Genomic DNA, 15,682 nt, shown 5'->3' on the forward strand with positions numbered 1-15,682 from the left:
CGTTAATTTTTCACCGCATTCTCTGATAAAGCGGCGGGAACAATCAACCGATTGGGCAAGGTAAAGATAAAGCGGGTGCCGATCCCCGGTTCGCTGAGGATCTCCAGCCGCGCGTCGTGATGGCTGAGCGCGTGCTTGACGATCGCCAGCCCCAGCCCGCTGCCGCCAGTCTGGCGCGAACGGGCCTTGTCGACGCGATAAAAACGCTCTGTCAGGCGCGGCAGATGCTCGGCGGCGATGCCCGGCCCGTTGTCGCTGACCTGGAATTGCGCGCCGTGCGCCGTCTGCTGCCAGCTGACTTCGATATGGGTGCCCTTCGGCGTGTGGTTGACCGCGTTGTACACCAGGTTAGACACCGCGCTGCGCAACTGATCTTCATTGCCGAACACGTTGAGCTGTTCGTTCACCCGGAAGGTGATCTCGTGATTGCCGCCGCTCAGCGATTGCGCCTCGCGCTGCAACACCCGCAGCATCAGCGGAATATCCACCCGCTCGTTCATGTCGACATTGGGCGCCGCCTCGATGCGCGACAGCGTCAGCAGCTGCTTGACCAGCCCGTCCATCCGGCGGGTCTGCTCTTGCATGGTGCTAAGCGCCTTGCTGCGCAGCGAGCCATCCTGCTCTTCGTCGCCCATCATCTCCAGATAGCCCTGCAGCACCGTCAGCGGCGTGCGCAGTTCATGACTGACGTTGGCGAAGAAGTTGCGCCGCGCGCCCTCCAACTGGCGCATCTGGGTGACGTCGCGCGCCACCATCAGCAGTTGCCCTTCAGAATACGGCATCACGCGGAATTCGACGTAGTGTTCGTTGTTCAGCTGCAGCGTCAGCGGGCGCGAAAACTCCTGCTGTTGCAGATAGTGGCTGAATTCCGGATAACGCAGCAGGTTAAGGATGTGCTGGCCGTTGTCTTCCGGCCAGCGAAAGCCGAGCAGATGCTGCGCCAGCCCGTTGCACCAGAAGATATTGCCTTCGACGGTGGTCATCACCACCGCGTCAGGCAGCGATTCGGCCCCGCTGCGAAAGCGCTTGATCAGCAGCGCCAGCTCGCGCCGGCGGCGGCGGTTGCGCTGCTGCATCTGATACAGGCCATAAAACAGCGGCTCCCAACTCCAGCGGCCGGGCGGCGGCGTCATGCTGCGGTCGATCCACAGCCAATGGGAGAGTTTGAGCTGGTTGTAGAAATTCCACACCAGCGCTGCCAGCGCGGAGGCCAGCAGGAACCAGGGCAGATAACCGAAAATCAGCCCCAGCAGTAAGGCGGGCAGACAGAAAAGAGCCAGCTCCAGAGCCAGCCTCTTCCACGACAGACGTTCTAACACGGCATATTCTCCAGCGCGGCGCGATCAGTAGCGCGTTGAGAACCGGTAGCCGGTGCCCCGAACGGTTTGAACCATTTTATCATGCCCACTGGTTTCTAACGCTTTGCGGAGCCGACGGATATGCACGTCAACGGTACGGTCTTCCACATAAACGTTAGTGCCCCAGACGTGATTAAGCAACTGCTCACGGCTATAAACCCGCTCCGGGTGGGTCATAAAGAAGTGCAGCAGCTTGAACTCGGTCGGCCCCATGTCCAGCGCCTGATCATTCGCCATCACGCGGTGGGAGGACGGGTCCAGGCTCAGCCCTTGCATTTCAATCACCTCCTCCACCGCCATCGGCGAAATGCGGCGCATGACCGCCTTGATGCGCGCCACCAGCTCCTTCGGCGAGAACGGCTTGGTGATGTAATCATCCGCCCCCACTTCCAGGCCGCGCACCCGGTCTTCTTCTTCGCCGCGCGCGGTCAACATCATCACCGGGATATCGCGGGTCAGCGCTTCGCGCTTCATATGTTTGATAAACTGAATGCCGGAACCCCCGGGCAACATCCAGTCAAGCAACACCAAATCAGGGAACGGCTCAGACAGACGCGTCACGGCGCTGTCATAATCCTCGGCTTCCAACGGTTGGTAACCATTCTGTTCCAACACAAAGCACACCATCTCACGGATCGGCGCTTCGTCTTCCACCACCAGTATGCGTCTTGCCATCGTCAATCCTGCCAATGTGTTAGCGACTTTTCGGGCGCCATTATGCGTCAGTTTTGTGACACTTTTATGAAAAAAACCGTCTGTTATAGGCAGTAAGCATAGCGATTATTTCCCGCAGTAAAGAAAAATCATCCGGTTGTCATCATCATTGCGCCGGGACAGCCGCCGCCGCGGCCTTTATAATCATCGCCATTATCTTTGCATCCGGGAGTGTCATGCGCCTGATCCACACCTCTGACTGGCACCTTGGCCAGTACTTTTTCACCAAAAGCCGCGCCGCCGAGCACCAGGCTTTTCTGAACTGGCTGATCGAACAGATCGAACAGCAGCAGGTGGATGCGCTGATCGTCGCCGGGGATCTGTTCGATACCGGCTCGCCGCCCAGCTATGCCCGCGAGCTGTACAACCGCTTCGTGGTGGAACTGCAGCGCACCGGCTGCCAATTGGTAGTGCTGGGCGGCAACCACGATTCGGTCGCAACGCTGAACGAATCGCGTGAACTGCTCTCCTGCCTGAACACCACGGTGATCGCCAGCGCGCAGGGCGCCCCGGAACAGCAGATCGTGGTGCTTAACCAACGCGACGGCCAGCCGGGCGCGGTGCTGTGCGCCATCCCGTTCCTGCGGCCGCGCGACCTGCTCACCAGCCGCGCCGGCGAATCCGGCGCGCAGAAACAGCAGGCGCTGCAGGAAGCCATCGCCGAACATTACCAAGCGCTGTATCAGGCGGCCTGCGAGCGCCGCGACCAGCTGGGCCTACCGCTGCCGATCGTCGCCACCGGCCACCTGACCACCGTCGGCGTCACCACCTCCGACTCGGTGCGCGACATCTATATCGGCACCCTCGACGCCTTCCCGGCGCAGGCCTTCCCGCCCGCCGACTATATCGCGCTCGGCCACATTCACCGCGCGCAGAACGTCGCCAAATCGGAGCATATTCGCTATAGCGGCTCACCGATCCCGCTCAGCTTCGATGAGCTGGGCAAAGCCAAAAGCGTCTTCCTGGTCGATTTCGCCGACGGCGCTTTGCAGCGGGTAGCCGCGTTAACGATCCCGCAGTTTCAGCCCATGCAACTGATCAAAGGCGATCTGGCCGAGATCGAACGGCAGCTGCGGCAATTTGCCGCCTATGCCGGCGAGCTGCCGGTGTGGCTGGATATCGAAGTGGCGACGCAGGACTACCTCAGCGACATCCAGCGCCGCATCCAGCTGATGGCGGATGAGCTGCCGGTGGAAGTGGTGCTGCTGCGGCGCAGTAAAGAGCAGCGCCGCCAGGCGATCGCGCAGCAGGAGAAAGAAACGCTGAACGAGCTGAGCGTCAACGAGGTGTTCGAACGGCGTCTGACACAGGAGGCCGACATGCCCGAAGCGCGCCAACGGCGGATGCACCAACTGTTCCGCCAGGTGGTCGAGGCGGTGCAGCACAACGCCGAGGAGACCAACCCATGAAGATCCTCAGCCTGCGGTTAAAAAACCTCAACTCGCTGCAGGGCGAATGGAAAATTGACTTCACCGCCGAGCCGTTCGCCAGCAACGGCCTGTTCGCCATTACCGGCCCGACCGGCGCGGGCAAAACCACCCTGCTGGACGCCATCTGCCTGGCGCTGTACCACCAGACGCCGCGCCTCAACGTCACGCCGAGCCAGAATGAACTGATGACCCGCCACACCTCCGAATCGCTGGCGGAGGTTGAATTCGAGGTCAAGGGCGTCGGCTATCGCGCCTTCTGGAGCCAGCGCCGCGCCAAAAACGCGCCGGACGGCAATCTGCAGGCGCCGAAGGTCGAACTGGCGCGCCGCGAGGACGGCAAGATCCTGGCGGACAAGGTGCGCGACAAGCTGGAGCTTACCGCCGCCATCACCGGGCTGGACTTTGGCCGCTTCACCAAATCGATGATGCTGTCTCAGGGGCAGTTCGCCGCGTTCCTCAACGCCGACGCCAACGATCGCGCCGAACTGCTGGAAGAGCTGACCGGCACCGAAATCTACGGGCGGTTGTCCGAACAGGTGTTCGAGTCGCACAAGCAGGCCAAAACCGACCTGGATGCGTTGCATCAACGCGCCAGCGGCATCGAACTGCTGAACGACGAGCAGCGCCAGTCTCTGGCCGAACAGCTGATGGCGCTGAGCGCGCAGGAAATCGCCCTCGGCGAGCAAACCCAGCGGCAGCAACAGGCGCTGAGCTGGCTGCAGCAATGGCAACGCCTCCGGCAACAGCAAAGCGAGGGGCAATTGCGGCTGGACACCGCCCAGCGCGAGCAGGCGGAGGCCGCCCCGCAGCTGCAGCGGCTGGCGCGCAGCGAACCGGCCGAGAAATTGCGGCCGCTGCGCGGCGAACGCGATCGTTGCCGCGCCGAGCTGCAGACGATACAACAGCAGGCAGCCCAGCTGACGCAACAACAGGAACAGCACTCGGCGCAGCTGGCGCCGCTGCAGCAGGCGGTGGAAAAAACCCGTCTGGCGCAGCAAACCCATGCCGAGCATATGCGGCAACAGCAACAGTTGATCGATGACCAGGTGGCCCCGCTCGACCATCAAATAGCCCAACTGCAGTCGACACAGGCCGAGCGGCGACAGGCCGGCGATGCCGCCGCGCAGCAATGCGCCCAGCAGCAGACCGCGCTGGAGCAGCTCACCGCCCAGCGCAGCCAACTGACGACGCAGGCCGCACAGCATCAGCAGCAGTTGAACGCGCTGACCGAAGCGCTGGCCGTTCAACAACAGCAGCAACAGGCGCTGGAGGCGCAAACGCCGTTGGCCCCGCTGCGCCAACGCCTGAGCGCCCTGGCGGATCTGCGCCCGACGCGCCGGCAGTTATTTGCTCTCGCTTCTTTATCGCAGCAAATCGTTAAACGGCTGGAACAACAGCGGCAAGAGCTAAACAGCGGCCAACATGAACTTACCCAGTTGGAACCACAGCTAGAACTCATCCGTCAGCAATTTAAGCAGCAGAAAGCCCACCAGGCCGATGTTGAAAAAACCTATGCGCTGGAACAACGGATCGTGGGTCTGGAGGCCGAGCGCGCCCGTTTGCAACCCGGCGCCCCCTGCCCGCTGTGCGGCTCATGCGAGCACCCGGCAGTAGAACAATACCAAGAGGTAAAACTGTCAGAAACCGCGCAACGTTTGGAGCAAATGAAAGTCCAGACCGAAGCATTGCAAAAACAAGGCGTCGAGCTGCGAGCCCGTTACGACAACCTGCAACAGCAATTGCAGCGTCAGCAGCAAACCATCGCGCAGGATGAACAACAGCTGGCAGGCCAACAGCAGCAGTGGCGGCAGCTCAGCGCGCCGTTGGCGTTCGACTTTACGCTGGCGGATGGCGAGCAACTCAGCGCCTGGCTGAACGGCTGCGACGACGAAGAACGGCGCGGGCAACACGCGCTGCAACAGCATGAACAGGCGGCGCAGGCGGTACAGCAGGCGAAGGATGCGCTCATCGCTCTGCAAACGCAGCAGCAGCAGACGCAGCAACAGCTGGCGTTGCTCGAAGAACGCTTTACGCTGCTGCAGAAAGCCCACGCCGACAGCCTGCAACAGCAGCAAGAGCTGCATCAACGCTGGCAAGAAGGCGAGAAGACCCTTGCCGAACGACGCGCGCAGCGGCTGGCGCTGTTCGGCGAACAGCAGGTCGCCGAGGTGCGCGAACAGCTGCGCGCCAAACAAACCGCCTGCGAACAGGCCAGCGTTCAGGCCGCCGAGCAGTGGCAAAAGGCGCAGGAACTGCGCGAACGCCTGGCCGGCCAGCAGGCCGGGCTGCAACATCAACACACTCAGATGCAGGAGCGGCTGCAGCAGGCGCAGCAGCAGTGGCAGCAGGCGCTGGCCGACAGCGAATTCGCCGATGAAACCGCCTTCACCGCCGCGCTGCTGGACGATGTCCTGCGCCGCGAATTGCAACAGCGCAAAGAACAGCTGCAACAGCGGCAGGTGGAGGCCGCCGCCCTGCTGACGCAGGCGACGCAAACGCTGGAGCAGCACCGGCAAAACCGCCCTGAAGGGGTGGATGAAGCCAACGCGGATCTCGATGCGCTCACCCAATCGCTGGCCGAACTGGCACAGCAGTTGAAGGCGCTGCAGCTGCGCCAGGGCGAACTGCGCAACCAGCTGGAAAGCGACGCCGAACGCCGTCTCAATCAACAGGCGCTGTTCGAACAGATCGCCCGCAGCCAGCAAGACTACGACGACTGGAGCTGCCTCAACCAGCTGATCGGCTCAAAAGAGGGCGACAAATTCCGCCGCTTCGCTCAGGGGCTGACGCTCGATCATCTGGTGTATCTGGCCAACCTTCAACTCGGCCGGCTGCACGGGCGCTACCTGCTGCAGCGTAAGACCAGCGACGCGCTGGAGCTGCAGGTGGTGGACACCTGGCAGGCCGACGCGCTGCGCGATACCCGCACCCTGTCCGGCGGCGAGAGCTTCCTGGTCAGCCTGGCGCTGGCGCTGGCGTTGTCCGATTTGGTCAGCCACAAAACCAGCATCGACTCGCTGTTCCTCGACGAGGGTTTCGGCACGCTGGATGCCGAAACCCTCGATACCGCGCTGGACGCGCTGGACAGCCTGAACGCCTCCGGCAAAACCATCGGCGTGATCAGCCACGTCGAGGCGATGAAAGAGCGTATTCCGGTGCAGATCAAAGTGAAAAAGGTCAACGGGCTCGGCGTCAGCCGGTTGGAGGCGCACTTCAGGCTGGAATGATCCCGCCGCGCGCGGCGCAGAAGTGTGACCGCGGCGGCACTCCGCAGTGAAAAGCGTTGAGCCGCGGCAAGCACGGGTTATTATGCCAGCATAACAGGATTGTTACTGTATCCCCTTCGCCGCTCAGGCCGCAGGACAGAAACATAAAATACAGGCAAAACCTGACGCCCGGGATCGCTTTCGGGCGTCAGGTTTTTTCGTTTTCAGGATGCTGAAACACCGGGAAAAACCATGAAAATCGCTAAAATACTCAATAATAACGTGGTGATTACGCAGGACGACCGTCAGGCAGAGACGGTGGTGATGGGAAAAGGAATCGGCTTTAAAAAGAAGCCCGGCGATACGCTGGACGAAAGCCTGATCGAGAAGGTCTTCACCCATAACGGCGGTGAAATCGCCGAGCGCTATAAAGAGCTGCTCGCCGAGATCCCATTGGCCTGCGTCACCACCGCCGACAGAATCATCACCCTCGCCCGCGAACGCCTGCCGGGCAAGCTGCATAACATCGTCTACATCACGCTGACCGATCACATCCACTTCGCCCTGCAGCGCTATGCGCAAGGGCTGGATATCAAAAATGCGCTGCTGTGGGAGATTAAAAAACTCTATCCGGCCGAATTCGCCGTCGGGCTGGAGGCGCTGGCCCTGATCGCCCAGCGGCTGGATACCGCGCTGCCGGAAGACGAAGCCGGATTTATCGCCCTGCACCTGGTCAACGCTCAGCTTAACGACGAGATGCATAACACGCTGCACATCACCCGCGTGATGCAAGAGATCCTCAACCTGGTCAAATACCATTTCCGCTTTGATTACAACGAGGAATCCCTGAGCTACCACCGCTTCGTCACCCATTTGAAGTTCTTCGCCCAGCGCCTGCTGGGGAAAAACTACGTCGACAGCGACGACGACTCGCTGTATCAGGTGGTGAAAGAGAAATACCGCGAGTCTTTCGCCTGCGCCGGCAAGATCAACCGCCACATCGAAAAGCACTATCAGCATCAGCTCACCACGGAAGAGATGATGTTTCTGACCATTCATATCGAACGGGTGCGCAGCGAAAGCGAGGAAAAGCCGGCTTAACGGCGGGCGTCCGCCACCCGCACGCCGTACTGCGGAAACACCGCGTCGGCGGAGATCAGCGTCAGCCCCTCGGCCTGCGCCTGTGCGATCAGCATGCGATCGAAAGGATCCTGATGATAGGGCGGCAGCTGCCCGGCCTGTTGGCAGTGAAAGGTGTCCATCGGCAACGACAGAAAATCCTCGGCCTCGATGATCGCAAAGATATCTTCCGGCAGCGCCAGTTTGCCCTGCGCCTGCTTGATCGAGATCTCCCAAATGCTGGCCGCGCTGACGTACACCGCATTGCCCGGATCGGCGATCTGCCTTTTGGCGTTCGCGCCCAGGCAGGCGTCATCAATCAACCACCACAGCAACGCGTGGGTATCCAGCAACAGGCGCTTCATTCATCGCCCTCAAACAACGCCGCAATGGCCGCATCCCCCGCGTTGAAATCCGCCGGCACGGTGAACTTGCCCTTGGCGGCGCCAGGGCGGCGCGCTTCCCCCTTGATGGCGACCAGCTGTACGTACGGCTTCCCTGCTTTTGCAATAATCACGGTTTCTCCCTCCGCGGCTCTGTCCGCCAACTGACTCAGATTGGATTTGGCTTCGTGCATATTGGCCTGAATCGGCATACGCGTTCTCCTTAGCTAAGTTAGCTAAAGCATAAAACGCCGTCCAGTTTTTGTACAGTGAAGGGTTTAAAGCGCGAGCAGCCTCGCGCTTTGTTGCAACGCTTAGCGCTGCTGTTGCGGCCACAGCCAGGCCGCGCCGCGCACGCCGCTGGAGTCGCCGTGAACCGCCTTGCGGATCGGCGTTTCACACTCGCCGCCGAACACCCAGTCTTTCACTCGCTGCGGCACCGTGCGGTACAGGCGATCCACGTTGCTCATGCCGCCGCCGAGCACCACCACGTCCGGATCCAGCATGTTGATCACGTGCGCCAGCGATTTCGCCAATCGCATTTCGTAACGTACGATCGCCTGCTCCGCTAGCGCATCGCCCCGCTCGCTCAGCGCCATGATCTCATGCCCTTGCAGCGCGTTGCCGCTCAGGCGCGCATAGTCGGTGGCGAAACCGGTGCCGGAAATAAAGGTTTCGATGCAGCCCGGTTTGCCGCAGTAGCACGGCACTTCGCGGGCGTAACGCAGCTCATCGTCATCCTGCCACGGCAGCGGGTTGTGGCCCCATTCGCCGGCAATGCCGTTGCCGCCGGAATGCGCCTGGCCGTTCAGCGCCACGCCGGCGCCGCAGCCGGTGCCGATGATGACCGCAAACACGGTTTTCGCGCCGGCGCCGGCGCCATCGGTGGCTTCCGACACCGCCAGGCAGTTGGCGTCGTTGGCGATGCGCACCTCGCGCGCCAGCAGCGCCGACAGATCCTTATCCAGCGGCTGGCCGTTGAGCCACACCGAGTTGGCGTTCTTCACCCGCCCGGTAAACGGCGACAGCGTGCCGGGAATGCCGATCCCGACCGATCCTCGTTCGCCGGTATGATCCTCCGCCAGTTTCACCAGTCCGGCGATCGCCGCCAGGGTTTGCCGGTAGTCATGGCGCGGCGTGGCGATGCGATGGCGAAACAGCTCTCGCCCGTCATTCGCCAACGCGATCACTTCAATTTTTGTTCCACCCAAGTCGATGCCAATGCGCACGTATTTTTTCTCCTCAATGCCACGCAGCGTTGTCACAGCCTAATGTAAGCGCGCGAATGAATCACCTGTTTCCCATTCTCCGTCCCGTCCTTCCCCGGTGCGCAAAGCGACGCAATTCGGAGAGAATGGGGCGATTTTTCAGCGTCAATTCGTTATCATGCCGCCCTGCTTTTGACGAATCAGCGTGCCGAACGCACGCCCAGCCAGGGATAACATTATGCTGTGGTTTAAGAATTTGATGGTTTACCGTTTGAGCCGCGAAGTGGCGTTAAACGCGGATGAAATGGAAAAACAACTCAGCGCGTTCGCCTTCACGCCGTGCGGCAGCCAGGACATGGCGAAGACCGGCTGGGTCTCCCCGATGGGCTCGCACAGCGATGCGCTGACGCACGCGGTCAACGGCCAGATCGTCATCTGCGCGCGCAAGGAAGAGAAAATCCTGCCGTCGCCGGTGATCAAGCAAGAGCTGCAGGCCAAGATTGAGCGCCTGGAGGCGGAGCAACACCGCAAACTGAAGAAAACCGAGAAGGACGCGCTGAAAGATGAAGTGCTGCACAGCCTGCTGCCGCGCGCGTTCAGCCGCTTCAACCAGACCTTCATGTGGATCGACACTGTCAACGATCTGATCATGGTCGACGCCGCCAGCGCCAAACGCGCCGAAGACACGCTGGCGCTGCTGCGCAAAAGCCTCGGCTCGCTGCCGGTAGTGCCGCTGACCATGGAAAGCCCGATCGAACTGACGCTGACCGAATGGGTGCGTTCCGGCGAGATGCCGGCCGGCTTCGCCATTCAGGATGAAGCGGAACTGAAAGCGATTCTGGAAGAAGGCGGCGTGATCCGCTGCAAGAAGCAGAATCTGATCAGCGACGAAATCGCGGTGCACATCGAAGCCGGCAAGCTGGTGACCAAGCTGGCGGTGGACTGGCAGGAGCGCATCCAGCTGATGCTGTCGGACGACGGCTCGCTCAAGCGCCTGAAGTTCGCCGACACGCTGCGCGAGCAGAACGACGATATCGATCGCGATGACTTCGCCCAGCGCTTTGACGCCGACTTTATCCTGATGACCAGCGAGCTGGCGGCGTTGATCAAAAACACCATCGAAGCGCTCGGCGGCGAAGCCCAGCGTTAATCCCGCCTCAGAAACGACCAGGGCCCAGCCTTCGCTGAGCCCTGCGTTCCCCTAACGAGCAACGTTTATTTGCTCAGGTAGCGGCACAGATAGGCGGTGGCGTCGGCCACCTGCAGGTTGAACTCGCTGTGCCCCGGCACGAAGAACTTCTCGCCCGGCGTAAACACCTGCCAGTCCGGCGCCCCCGGCAGCAGCACTTTCAGCGCCCCGGTGATCACCGTCATTTCTTCCGGCTGCGCGGTGGAGAAGGTGTATTCGCCCTCTTCCATCACGCCCACGCTGGTAAGACCGATGCTGCTACTGTCAAAACCGATAGACTTCACTTTTCCGGCAAAATACTCATTCACTTTCAGCATAGACTGGCACCCGCGTAATCATCTTGATGGAAAATCCATATTGGGGGATTGCGGTTGATCTGTCACTGGTTTTTCGCGCGAAATGCGATCGCGGCGCAGAGGCAAAGGTTTCCGTGCGCCACGCTCAGGCCATCGCCATGAAACAACCGCGTCAAAAACCCACGCCGCGCAAACTGAAATCGATCGGCAACGTCAATTCCACCGTGCCGTTGACGTAGGCGTCCGCCGGCGGCGTGGGCAGCGGCGACGCGCGTTTGACCAGCGCCTGGATTTCACGATCCAGCGACGGCAGCCCGGCGCTGCTGACCAGCGTCACCGCCAGCACGTGGCCCTGTCTGTCCAACGTGAAACGCACCTGCCCGACGCCCTGGCGCTTCAGCCGCAGTGCGTCTTTGGGGTAACGCTTAAAGCGATTCAGGCGGCCGCTGATGCGGCTGCGCCAGTTGTCCTCCCCCGCCTGAGCATAGGGTGTCAGGCGGGTTTGCGGCGCGGCCGTTTTATCCGCGCGGCCCGGCGGCGGCGCGCCGGCGCTTTGCTCCTGAACCTTCGGCGGCGCAATGATTCTCTCCTGCGGCGGCGTGCGGGGCAGGTTGTTTTTCTTCACCGGCTTAGGTGGTTTTTTCTGTTTCGGCGGCACGGCGATGTTCGGCTGCGCGGCGTCAGGCGCTTTCACCAGCGGCAACGGCTCCGGCGGCGCCGACGGTTCAGCCTGAGGCGGCGGCGTCCTTTGTCCCGGCGGCTGTTTCACCTCGGCCGGGGCCTGCGGCGCGGCGGCCATCAGCACCATCACCGCCGGCGGTGGCACCCACGGCGGCACGGCCTTGTCTCTCCAGGGCCAAAGCAGCGCGGCAACCAGCAGATGCAGCGCCAGCACCAACACCAGACAACGGCGCCAGGGCATGGCGGCGCCGGGCGCGGCGAAAGGCAGCGGCGAAACCGACATGCTCACTCTTCCGTCAGCGCCAAATGAAGGCGATCGGTCAGCGGTTTGAACAGATAGTTCATCATCGAACGCTCGCCGGTGCGGATGAACCCTTCAACCGGCATCCCCGGGCGGATCTCCAACCCGTTCAAACGTTGCAATCCTTCTTCGCTGACCTTGGCGCGCACGCTGTAATAAGGCGCGCCGCTTTTCTCGTCGGTCAGGCGATCGGCCCCGACCAGCGTCACTTCACCCTCGACGCGCGGCGTGGTGCTTTGGTTGAACGCCGAGAACAACAGTTCGACCGGCAGTCCCACCTGCACCTTGTCGATCAGTTCGACCGGGATGCGCGCCTCCACCTGCAGCCCCCGATCGCTGGGCACGATCTCCATCAGTTGCTGACCGGCGCCGATCACGCCGCCTTCGGTGAACACGCTCAACCCCACCACGGTGCCCGCCACCGGCGCTTTCACCTGCGTATGCCCCAGATCGGCCTCCGCCTTGGCCAAGCGGTTATCCAGCTCGTCCAGCTTCATCCGTACCTCGGCCAATTGGCTGCTGACCTCTTTCTGATACTCCTCCCGCCGCTGGATCGCCCGCAGTTTCAGCTCCAGGATTTGGCGGCCCAGGCGGCCGATATTCCCGGTATCCTCGGACGCCTGGCCGTCGATCTGCGCATGCTGCCCTTCCAGATCCAACAGCCGATTGCGCGCCACATACCCCTGCGCCGCCAGCTTGCGCATGCCGCTCAGTTGCTCCTGCAACATGGCCTTTTGCCGTTGCTTGCTGACGTAAGATTGCCGAACCCCTTCCAACATCGCCTGCGATCCGGCGATGCTCTCCGCGATCGCTGCCAGCTCGCTCTGCAGCGCCGCACGGCGGCTGGTGAACAGCTGTTGTTGCAGCAGCATCAGCGACATCACCTCCGACTCTTCTCGCCGCGCTTGCAGCAATGGCGGGAAAGCGATCGCCTGCAGACCGTCGCGCTCGGCCTGCAGCCGCGCCTGCTGCGCGGCGTTGCTCAACTGCTGGCTGCGCAGCGCATCGCGCTGGGTCCGGCTGTCGACGGTATCCATCAGTAACAGCACCTGCCCGGCGCGGACCCGGTCACCCTCATGCACCTGAATCTGCGATACCACGCCGCCGCTCGGGTGCTGCACCGCCTTGCGGTTACCGGCCACCACCACGCTGCCGGAAACCGGCACGCCCTTATCCAACGGCGCCAACAGCCCCCACAGCAGGAAGCCGCCAAATCCCAGCAGCACCAGCCAGCCGCCGAGCCGCAGATGGCGCCCTTCGTCAAACTGGCGGGAAAGGGTGTCGATATCGCCGGGGATCACACTCTGATTGCTCATACTTTTCGTTCACCGCTGGCCGTTTTGGCGAAATTGGCGTAATTGACGTTGAAGCCGCCGTTGCTGCGCCCGGTATTGGCCGGAGCGGCGGCAGCGGCGGGCGCAAAACCAGGCAGTTTTTTCAGGATGGCGTCGCTGGGGCCGAAGTGCTGCACCTGGCCGGCGGTCAGCACCAGTAATTTGTCGGTGGTCGCCAGGATCGCCGGTTTGTGGGTCACCAACACGATAGTGGTGCCGCGCGCCTTTAGCGCTTCGATCGCCCTCTGCAGCGCCTCTTCCCCTTCGCGATCGAGGTTGGCATTCGGTTCGTCCAACACCACCAGCGCCGGAGATCCATACAGCGCGCGCGCCAGCGCCACCCGTTGACGTTGGCCTCCGGACAGGCCGCTGCCGCCTTCACCCAGCTCGGTCTCATAGCCTTTCGGTAAATGCAGGATCAGCTGATGCACGCCGGCCAGCGCCGCCGCGGCCACCACCTTCTCGGCGTCGACCTGGCCAAAGCGGGCGATGTTGTCCGTCAAGGTGCCGGCGAACAGCTGGATATCCTGCGGTAAGTAGCCGATATGCGGCCCGAGTTGTTGCTTGTCCCACTGTTGAATGTCTGCTCCGTCCAGCCGCACGTCGCCGCTGATCGGCGTCAGCGCGCCGACCAGTTGGCGCATCAGCAACGTTTTGCCGGAGCCGGACGCGCCAATCACGCCCAGCACCTCGCCGGCTTCCAGACGAAAACTGACGCCGTGCAACACCGGCGCCGTGCCGCCGGGCGCACTGGCGGTCAACTGGCTCACGGTCAATGCGCCGCCGGGCGCCGGCAGCGGCAGACTCGGTATTCGTGGCGGGTTAGCGGCCAGCATCACCTCCAGACGCTGCAGGGACTGGCGCGCCGATGACCACTGCTTCCAGGCGCCGATCAGCTGATCGATCGGCCCCAGCACCCTGCCGATCAGGATCGATCCGGCGATCATCATGCCCGGCGTAATGTCACCGCTGACCGCCAACAGCGCGCCGCAGCCCAACATCAGCGACTGCAGCGCCAGCCGCACGGTTTTCGACCAGGCGGTGACGGCGGCGATTTTCTCGCTGGCGCGGTTCTGCAACAGCAGGAACTGCTGATGCTGCCGCAGCCAACGCAGGCGCAAGTCGGTCAGCATCCCCATGGCGGCGATGGCTTCGGCGTTGCGCAGATTGCCGTTGGCCTGCTGTGTGGCGCTCAGCGCGACCCGGCCGGCCTCCGCCAGAGGCGCTTGCGACACCCGCTGATTGAGCCAGGCCAGCAGCACCAGCACGATTACTCCGGCGCTGGCCAACGCGCCAAGCCAGGGGTGGAGCAGAAAAACCACCAGCAGATAAACCGGGAACCAGGGGGCATCGAAAAAGGCGAACAGCGCATTACCGGTGGCGAACTGGCGCAGGTTGGTCAGATCGTTCAGCGCCTGCCCCGCCAGCGGGTTGCCGGTTTTCAGATTGGTTTCGAAGGCGGCGTCGTAGACTCGCTGATTGAGGCGCATATCCATCTGGGCGCCGAGGCGGATCACCACCTGGCTGCGCACCCACTCCAGCAGCCCCATAAACAGGTAAAGGCCGACCACCATCAGGGTCAGCATCGCCAGCGTCATACGGTTGCCCGACGGCAACACGCGATCGTAGACCTGCAGCATGTACAGCGCCGGTGCCAGCATCAGCAGGTTGATCACCGCGGTAAACAGCGCGATGCCCCAAAATCCGCGCCGGTATGCGGCCAGCACGCTCATCACTTCTCCGCGCCTGACGGCGTTTTTCATGGCGTTTTCCATCGGCTAAAAACGAGAAAACGCCCGCCGGGGCGCACGGCGCCGGCGGGCAAACGGCCGCGATCAGGCCGCCAGCAGTTCCGGGCTGTCGGCGTGCTGCACGCCCACCGCCGTCGCCGCCGCCACCTGATCGAAGGTGGAGTTGACGCTCAGGCCGTAGTCGTCGAGGATGCCGTTCAGCGCGGTCTCCAGCGCGCCGGTATCGCCGGACATCAGGCCGTACACCACCTGGTGCACCACGCCATCATGACCCTGCGCCTGCAGGCTGCTGAGGTTCAGGCCGCCAAAGCTGACGTCAGGCACCTGGATGCTGTACGGCGATGTATCGCCACCGCTCAAACCGTCGCCGAAGGACAGGGAATCCAGCTGGCCGTACAAGGTATGCGCCGGTTCGTTGAACAACGTGTAGGTCAGGTTGCCGCCCGCCACGAAGGCGGTCACCTGGTTTGCCGTGCTGCTGATGGCATACTGACTACCGGACAGGCTGCCGCCATAGAAGCCGCCGCTGTTGGCGTCGGTGACATTGCCGTTGGTGTGATTGACATCACCGAATGTCGAAGCCCACTGGCCCAGATAGTCATGAATGCTGTAACCGCCGAAGCTGCTGTCATAATTGACTGAAAATGCCATTTCTCTATCTCCATTGATGAACGGCGCCCCTTGCGAGGCGGCCCTTGTGCTCAAGGATGAG

General features: G+C 62.3%; 14 protein-coding genes. 4 read left to right on the plus strand and 10 right to left on the minus strand.

All coding sequences use genetic code 11. The annotated features are described in order from the left end of the window. Window positions 1–2: 2 nt before the first annotated feature. Complete coding sequence (phoR, locus tag CRO23_RS19185) at window positions 3–1,319, minus strand: phosphate regulon sensor histidine kinase PhoR (RefSeq protein ID WP_004940434.1); 1,317 nt, start codon at window positions 1,317–1,319, stop codon at window positions 3–5. Window positions 1,320–1,343: 24 nt separating this feature from the next. Then, window positions 1,344–2,033: a phosphate response regulator transcription factor PhoB gene (phoB, locus tag CRO23_RS19190; RefSeq protein ID WP_004940438.1), complete on the minus strand. Its 690-nt coding sequence runs from the start codon at window positions 2,031–2,033 to the stop codon at window positions 1,344–1,346. Between the two features lie 215 nt (window positions 2,034–2,248). Between phoB and sbcD the strand changes: the two genes are divergently transcribed. The 3 genes from sbcD to licT all read left to right on the plus strand — a co-directional run bounded on the left by sbcD (window position 2,249) and on the right by licT (window position 7,809). Next, a complete protein-coding gene (gene sbcD / locus CRO23_RS19195; RefSeq protein WP_097102669.1) occupies window positions 2,249–3,481 on the plus strand; it encodes an exonuclease subunit SbcD in 1,233 nt (410 codons plus the stop codon). Continuing rightward, window positions 3,478–6,729, plus strand: coding sequence for an exonuclease subunit SbcC (gene sbcC, locus CRO23_RS19200; RefSeq protein ID WP_097102671.1), 3,252 nt, complete (start codon window positions 3,478–3,480; stop codon window positions 6,727–6,729). Before sbcD ends, sbcC begins: the two co-directional genes overlap by 4 nt. A 231-nt stretch (window positions 6,730–6,960) precedes the next feature. After that, window positions 6,961–7,809: a BglG family transcription antiterminator LicT gene (licT, locus tag CRO23_RS19205; RefSeq protein WP_097102673.1), complete on the plus strand. Its 849-nt coding sequence runs from the start codon at window positions 6,961–6,963 to the stop codon at window positions 7,807–7,809. On the opposite strand, the gene CRO23_RS19210 is transcribed toward licT, so the two are convergent. The 3 genes from CRO23_RS19210 to mak form a co-directional block, all read right to left on the minus strand. Next, the gene (locus CRO23_RS19210) at window positions 7,806–8,192 is read right to left on the minus strand and encodes a type II toxin-antitoxin system VapC family toxin (RefSeq protein ID WP_079450865.1); all 387 of its coding nucleotides are present in this window, start codon (window positions 8,190–8,192) and stop codon (window positions 7,806–7,808) included. The two genes, licT and CRO23_RS19210, sit on opposite strands and share 4 nt — an antisense overlap. Next, window positions 8,189–8,422, minus strand: coding sequence for a type II toxin-antitoxin system Phd/YefM family antitoxin (locus CRO23_RS19215; protein WP_016928893.1), 234 nt, complete (start codon window positions 8,420–8,422; stop codon window positions 8,189–8,191). The genes CRO23_RS19210 and CRO23_RS19215 overlap by 4 nt, the downstream gene beginning before the upstream one ends. A 102-nt stretch (window positions 8,423–8,524) precedes the next feature. After that, the gene (gene mak / locus CRO23_RS19220) at window positions 8,525–9,439 is read right to left on the minus strand and encodes a fructokinase (RefSeq protein ID WP_048796822.1); all 915 of its coding nucleotides are present in this window, start codon (window positions 9,437–9,439) and stop codon (window positions 8,525–8,527) included. 217 nt (window positions 9,440–9,656) lie between these two features. Here mak and rdgC point away from each other — a divergent pair, with 217 nt between their 5' ends. Continuing rightward, window positions 9,657–10,568 (plus strand): recombination-associated protein RdgC, encoded by a 912-nt coding sequence (gene rdgC, locus CRO23_RS19225; RefSeq protein ID WP_004940461.1) that lies wholly within the window; start codon window positions 9,657–9,659, stop codon window positions 10,566–10,568. 65 nt (window positions 10,569–10,633) lie between these two features. Here rdgC and ppnP read toward each other — a convergent pair whose 3' ends face one another. From ppnP to CRO23_RS19250, 5 genes are all read right to left on the minus strand, one after another. Next, window positions 10,634–10,924: a pyrimidine/purine nucleoside phosphorylase gene (gene ppnP / locus CRO23_RS19230; protein ID WP_004940463.1), complete on the minus strand. Its 291-nt coding sequence runs from the start codon at window positions 10,922–10,924 to the stop codon at window positions 10,634–10,636. Window positions 10,925–11,075: 151 nt separating this feature from the next. Further along, window positions 11,076–11,867, minus strand: a complete 792-nt coding sequence (locus CRO23_RS19235) for an energy transducer TonB (RefSeq protein WP_097102675.1) — start codon at window positions 11,865–11,867, stop codon at window positions 11,076–11,078. Window positions 11,868–11,869: 2 nt separating this feature from the next. Beyond that, on the minus strand, window positions 11,870–13,201 hold the full coding sequence (locus CRO23_RS19240; RefSeq protein ID WP_097102677.1) for an HlyD family type I secretion periplasmic adaptor subunit: 1,332 nt from the start codon (window positions 13,199–13,201) through the stop codon (window positions 11,870–11,872). Beyond that, window positions 13,198–14,982 (minus strand): type I secretion system permease/ATPase, encoded by a 1,785-nt coding sequence (locus tag CRO23_RS19245; RefSeq protein WP_033634212.1) that lies wholly within the window; start codon window positions 14,980–14,982, stop codon window positions 13,198–13,200. The genes CRO23_RS19240 and CRO23_RS19245 overlap by 4 nt, the downstream gene beginning before the upstream one ends. 72 nt (window positions 14,983–15,054) lie before the next feature. Further along, on the minus strand, window positions 15,055–15,621 hold the full coding sequence (locus CRO23_RS19250) for a hemophore HasA (protein ID WP_016928898.1): 567 nt from the start codon (window positions 15,619–15,621) through the stop codon (window positions 15,055–15,057). Window positions 15,622–15,682: the final 61 nt, after the last annotated feature.

It is taken from the genome of Serratia sp. JKS296, from assembly GCF_900215445.1.
Taxonomy (GTDB): domain Bacteria; phylum Pseudomonadota; class Gammaproteobacteria; order Enterobacterales; family Enterobacteriaceae; genus Serratia; species Serratia marcescens.